This window comes from Paenibacillus sp. VTT E-133291, assembly GCF_002264395.1.
GTDB classification, from domain to species: Bacteria; Bacillota; Bacilli; order Paenibacillales; family Paenibacillaceae; genus Paenibacillus_AQ; species Paenibacillus_AQ nitricinens.
This window is the reverse complement of the sequence record NZ_NFVA01000233.1, coordinates 1-529: the sequence shown is the minus strand read 5'-3', so window position 1 is coordinate 529 and position 529 is coordinate 1. Positions and strand designations below refer to the sequence as shown.

Below are 529 nucleotides of genomic sequence, written 5' to 3'. Positions count from 1 at the left end.
CGTAGCTGCCGCGAGATTACGCTTAGCCGAGCGTGAAGTACCGGCGCTAGAAGTATCCGTTAGCGCTGCGGATTTATTCAAGATCGATAAGCAAGAAGCGCGGCCCGGTCTCGGCGATACGGTAACACTCGTAGATCCTGCGCTTGGCTTAACGGGCATAACAGCGCGGATAACGGAAATGACGGAGTATCCGTATGCGCCCGATAAACATACACAGCTAACCGTTGCTAACGTTATGAAACGTGACTATACGCAAATACTCGCGGACTTGGAGGCGGGACGGCGTGCGATTGAGAACGTGTTTAGCGGCGGGCGAATCAGAGCGGAAGTCTTCGAAGAGTTCGCGCGGCTTGCGGTTAACGAGATTAACGCGAGTAAGACGGAGATTAAATACGATGAGCGCGGTATTGTGCTGCAGTCGAAAACGGACCCGTCCGACCAAGTCATACTGACGTCGAACGGAATCGTTATTACGACGGATGGCGGCGCAACCGCACGAACAGCGATAACAGCGACCGGAATAGCAGCG

1 protein-coding gene is annotated in these 529 nt (G+C 54.3%); it reads left to right on the top strand.

Annotated elements, in window-relative coordinates; translation table 11 throughout:
* A partial coding sequence (locus CA598_RS31720; protein WP_179283831.1) for a phage tail protein occupies nt 1-529 on the top strand: 529 nt, incomplete at both ends.